Here is a 4,713-nt window from a genome sequence, read left to right as displayed (position 1 = left end):
GAACTCCACCACCTCCGTCAGGCCCGTCCTTCGCCACAGTTCGGCCTGTCCGTCCGGTCGGACGAGCGGGTGCGCCTTCAGGTCGTCGCGCAGCGCACGCATACCCTCGTTGAGCACCGCACCCGTATCCCAGACCAGGGCGAAGGCGGAAAGGCCGCCCCAGAAGTCATACACCCCGGACGCCACGACCCCGCCGGGTCGCGTCACCCGCCGCATCTCCCCCGCGACCCGATCCGCCTCGGGAATGATGTCCAGGACCAAAGTGGAGACGCACCCGTCGAAGAACCCGTCGGCGAAGCGCATGCGGCGCACATCGCCGAGTTCGTAGGTGATGTTCGGGTGGGACCTGAGCCGGCGGGCACCGTCGAGATAGGGCTCCGAAGCATCGATCCCAACTGCCGCTGCCCCGGCTTCGGCCAGAGCCGCCGTCAGCACGCCAGTCCCGCAGCCGACGTCGAGCACCCGGTCGCTCGGGCGGGTCCCCACGAATTCCAGGAAGGGTTTGGCCAGACGGCGGCTCCAGCGCCCCATGAAATGCTCGTATGCGGCCGGGTCGGTGGCGGCAAATTGCGACCGGGTGCGTCCCATGACGAAGCCCTCCCTGAACGCGGCAGCGACGGGCCTAACACATGTCCAGGTCCAGGTCGTCGCTGATGCTCGACTGCAACGCTCACAGTCCGGGGCCGTAAAACCGGTTGCCATCCACGCACCAGCATCCCTCAATGCCAGCTCGCCTGCAGATTAGCCCAATGATGTTACACTGCTGCGGGCATCTCATGCCGCAGGATCCACGTGCCGACGCTCGTTGCCATTCAGCACATTACGCATGGACGAACCCGAGAAGTTCTAGCGATCCGACTGCTAGGATGCTCCGGTCTTGTGCCGGAGATCCCACGCACCCGTCATGCCAGCGGGGCGGCGTGACGCTTGCGCCGTCGCACAACCATTTCTGCACAAACGAACCCGAGGACCAGCGTCCTCGGGTTCGCCTTGTCTCAGCTCAGACCGCGATCTTGCCGCCGCCCTGCTTGGTGATCACTACCACCGACGGCTTCACCGGCATCTTCGGGTCGAAGTCCGGCCAGCGCGTCGAGAGGTCCTCGTAATAGGACAGCCGGCCGAAGCCCTCCCAGTCCTCGCCGCCGTCGGCCGGGTGCTGGACTGCCACGAACATGGTCTGGTCGTCCGGCGTGAACAGCGGGCCGCACATCTCCGCCCCCACCGGCACCCGAAAGAACAGCTTCGAGGTGGCCCGCGCCTCCCCTTCCGTGTCGACCGCCCACACCCCGTCGGTGCGCCCGGTGGCATTGGGCGAGTTGCCGTCGGTCGTGACCCAGAGCCGCCCGGCCGAATCGACCGCGCAGTTGTCGGGCATCCCGAACCAGCCGTTCTCGGTGGTCGCGGTCGAGAAGGACGCGCCGACCTCGGCCACGCTGGGATCGCCGCACTTCAGCAGCACCTCCCAGCGCCCCTCGGTCGCGGCGAAGTCGCCATCCGCTTCCAGGATCTCGATGATGTGGCCGAACGCGTTGGCCGCGCGCGGGTTGGCCCCGTCGACCTGCTCCTCGCTTCGCTTGGTGTTGTTGGTGAGCATGACATAGACCTTGCCGGTCCGGCCATCCGGCTCGACGTCCTCCGGGCGGTCCATCTTGGTGGCACCCAGCAGGTCCGCGGCGCGCCGGGTCTCGATCACCACGTCGGCTTGGCTGGCAAAGCCGTTCTCTGCGGTGAGCGGCCCTTCCCCATGCACCAGCGGCAGCCACTTCATGCTGCCGTCCGCATCGAAGCGCGCCACGTAGAGCGTGCCCTCGTCCAGCAGGTCCATGTTGGCCGCCCGGTCGTCCGGGTCGAACCTGCCAGCGGTGACGAACTTGTAGACGTAGTCGAACCGCTCGTCGTCGCCGAGATAGAACACCACCCGGCCGTCCTTCGCGACGATCGATTCGGCACCCTCGTGCTTGGTCCGGCCTAGTGCCGTGCGCTTCTTGGGCGTGGATTCCGGATCGAACGGGTCGACCTCGACGATCCAGCCGAACCGGTTCGGCTCGTTCGGCTCCTTCGCCAAGTCGAAGCGGTCGTGGAACTTGAACCACTCATAGGTGGTATCAGGTACGCCCATGCGCTCGTAGTTCGCCGTCTCGGGGTGCCCTTGGGGCAGCTCGCCGCCGAAATAGCCGTGGAAGTTCTCCTCGGCCATGACGTAGGTGCCCCAGGGGGTCACGCCGCCGGCACAGTTGTTGATCGTGCCCAGCACGTTGCGCCCGTCCGGATCGGCGCCGGTCTTCAGCCGGTCATGCCCGGCCGCCGGTCCGCTGATCAGCATCGGCGTGGTCGCGGTGATCCGCCGGTTGTAGCGGCCGTCGCGGACCACCTGCCACTTGCCCTCGACCTTGCGGATCTCGACGATGGTGCCGCCATGGGCGGCCATCTCGATGTCGACCCGCCGCTGATCGGCCGGCGCCACCTGAATCTGCAGTTCCTTCTCGACGACCGCCGGGAGGTTCTTCTCCGGGTTGGCCGGCGTCACCTCCTTCTCGACCTCGACGATCTCGACGATGCCCGGGAACATCAGGTGCTCGTTGGTGTACTCGTGGTTGACCACGAGCAGCCCGTGCGCCGACGGATCCTCGGCACCCGGCATCGGGACATAGCCGACATAGTCGTTGTTGTAGCCGAACTGCCGGGCCTGCGCCTCGGGCGACTGGTTCTCCGGGTCGAACGGCGGCGAGTCCGGGAAGAGCGGGTCGCCCCAACGCAACAGCACGTCGGCGTCATAGCCCGGAGCCACGTGGTGGTGCTCGTCCACGCCGGCGGCGACCTCCTCGAAGCTGAAGGCCGAAGGGGAAGCGGCCTTGGCCTCTCCCGCCGCCAGCAGGGCCGCCGGGCCCACCGTTGCCGAGATGGCCGAGACGGCGAGCGAGCCCTTCAGCATGGCCCGCCGGGAGAAGCGGCTGGCGATGATCTCGCCCATGGTGGGGTTGGCGGTGGGATTGTGCCCCTCGCCCATCGCATCCTCGAGCTGCGAGGTGCGGAACTTGCGTGCGTCGTCGTGCGTCTCGGCCATGTCGATCCCGTCGCCGTCGGTTGCCCGGTTCGCTGGAACCAGTCGAGAGCGGCACTAATCCCGATCGACGGCGAAGGTGTGACGGTGATGTGGCAGGACGGTGCGCTCGTTAAGCGGGCATTAACCAGCAGTCTGCATGCTGCGGCTCAGGCCCGCAGGGACGCGGGCGCTGGAGTGCCCGGATGTTCCACTGGCTCGTCGCCCTACTGCTCTCGGTCCTTCCCGGCGGCTCCCCCGCCGCGGCCGAGGCCTCCTTCCCGGAAACGCCGGACCTGCCCTGTACCGGCTACGCACAGATCCGGGGCGAACTGGCCAGATCCTATGCTGAGGCGCCGGTCTCGATCGGGCTGCAGTCGAACGGCCACTTGCTCCAGATGTTCGCCTCGTCCGGCAACGACACCTGGACGATGGTGAGCCTGGCTCCGAACGGCCAAGCCTGTGTAGTCGCCGCCGGTTCCGACTGGCAGAGCCTGAAGCCCGGGCGGCCGACACCGGCCGCGCCCGAGGAAGGGGCGTGATCGGTCAGACCGTGGCCAGATCCACCCAGGCGCCCAATCCATCCGAGCGGTAGGCCGCCTCGACCAGGGCGAAGGTCTTCTCGTTGTCCCGCGCTGAAGTCGCGGCCTCCTGTCCGCTACGCACCGCCTGGACGAAATGGACCTGGGTGTTGACTACGCTTTCCTGGACCATGGCCCAGACCGGGTCGCCCCAGGCAGGTGCCACCGGGGCGATCGAGCGCTGCTCGCTGCCGGCCGCGGTGCGGATCGCAAGCGCGTAGTCGTGGCCGACCTCCAGATGCCCTTTGGTGCCATCGATCCGGATCAGGGTCTGCGGGAACGGGTCGGGGTCGATCCTGGTGTGGTACGAGCCCAGCACCTCGCAGATCGTGCCGTTCTCGTGCTCCAGGAGGCAGACCGCTCCGTCCTCACCGGCGATCCCCTGGCGCACCCGCTGGGTCCTGGCCAGGATCCGGGCGACGTCGCCGAACAGGAAGCGAGCGAGGTCGAACAGGTGGATCATCAGGTCGAGCAGGACCAGCCGCTCGACCCGGGCCAGGTAGGGCTGGCCCTTGAACACGTCGAAGCCGCACCGCCAGGACAGGCGGGCGGCCAGCGGCGTGCCGATCCGGCCCTCATCCAGGCAACGCCGGACCTCCTTCATTGGCCCCTGGAAGCGGAAGTTCTCGTGGACCATCAAGGTAATGCCGGCCACCTCGGCCGTGGCCACGATCCGGCGGACCGCGGCGAGATCGGGGGCGAACGGCTTCTGGCAGATCGTGGCGATACCGGCCTCGGCACAGATCCCGACCAGCGCCTCGTGGCTCTCCATCGTGGTCACCACGTCCACCAGGTCCGGGCGCAGTTCGGCCAGCATGGCGGCGAGGTCGGTATGGACCGCCGGGCGGCTGCCGCCTTGTTCCTCGACGAGATCGGCAAACCCTTCGGCGCGGTCCCGGTCCAGGTCGCACACGCTCACCAGGTCCACGTCCGGCAGATGATGCCAAGCCAGCAGGTGGTTGCGGGCGAAGAACCCGCAGCCGACCATCGCCACCCGGAGCCCGCTCCCTGCCTGCGCTGCCATCTTCGCCGACCTCCCTGCCGACCGCTGCGGTCGGCAGGGAGGTCGGCCCCCTGTCCTGGCCCGGGCGG

4 protein-coding genes are annotated in these 4,713 nt (G+C 68.0%); 1 reads left to right on the top strand and 3 read right to left on the bottom strand.

The window, feature by feature from the left end; translation table 11 throughout:
* Positions 1 to 588 (bottom strand): class I SAM-dependent methyltransferase (locus EQG76_RS09340; protein WP_159712734.1); only part of this gene is annotated, 588 nt, incomplete at its 3' end.
* Between the two features lie 412 nt (positions 589 to 1,000).
* Entirely contained in the window at positions 1,001 to 3,064 is a 2,064-nt protein-coding gene (locus tag EQG76_RS09335; protein ID WP_159712732.1) for a PhoX family protein, read from the bottom strand.
* A gap of 182 nt (positions 3,065 to 3,246) precedes the next feature.
* Between EQG76_RS09335 and EQG76_RS09330 the strand changes: the two genes are divergently transcribed.
* The gene (locus tag EQG76_RS09330) at positions 3,247 to 3,582 is read left to right on the top strand and encodes a hypothetical protein (RefSeq protein WP_159712730.1); all 336 of its coding nucleotides are present in this window, start codon (positions 3,247 to 3,249) and stop codon (positions 3,580 to 3,582) included.
* Positions 3,583 to 3,586: 4 nt separating this feature from the next.
* On the opposite strand, the gene EQG76_RS09325 is transcribed toward EQG76_RS09330, so the two are convergent.
* Positions 3,587 to 4,645 (bottom strand): Gfo/Idh/MocA family protein, encoded by a 1,059-nt coding sequence (locus EQG76_RS09325; RefSeq protein ID WP_159712728.1) that lies wholly within the window; start codon positions 4,643 to 4,645, stop codon positions 3,587 to 3,589.
* Positions 4,646 to 4,713 lie beyond the last annotated feature (68 nt).

The organism is Geminicoccus flavidas, assembly GCF_009806515.1.
Taxonomy (GTDB): domain Bacteria; phylum Pseudomonadota; class Alphaproteobacteria; order Geminicoccales; family Geminicoccaceae; genus Geminicoccus; species Geminicoccus flavidus.
The sequence above is the reverse complement of the archived record's forward strand: the minus strand, read 5'-3'. Positions and strand labels throughout refer to the sequence as shown.

Excerpts from the sequence above, each read along its gene's own strand:
- EQG76_RS09335 (WP_159712732.1), bottom strand. The coding sequence starts at position 3,064 with ATGGCCGAGACGCACGACGACGCACGCAAGTTCCGCACCTCGCAGCTC.
- EQG76_RS09330 (WP_159712730.1), top strand. The coding sequence starts at position 3,247 with ATGTTCCACTGGCTCGTCGCCCTACTGCTCTCGGTCCTTCCCGGCGGC.
- EQG76_RS09325 (WP_159712728.1), bottom strand. The coding sequence starts at position 4,645 with ATGGCAGCGCAGGCAGGGAGCGGGCTCCGGGTGGCGATGGTCGGCTGC.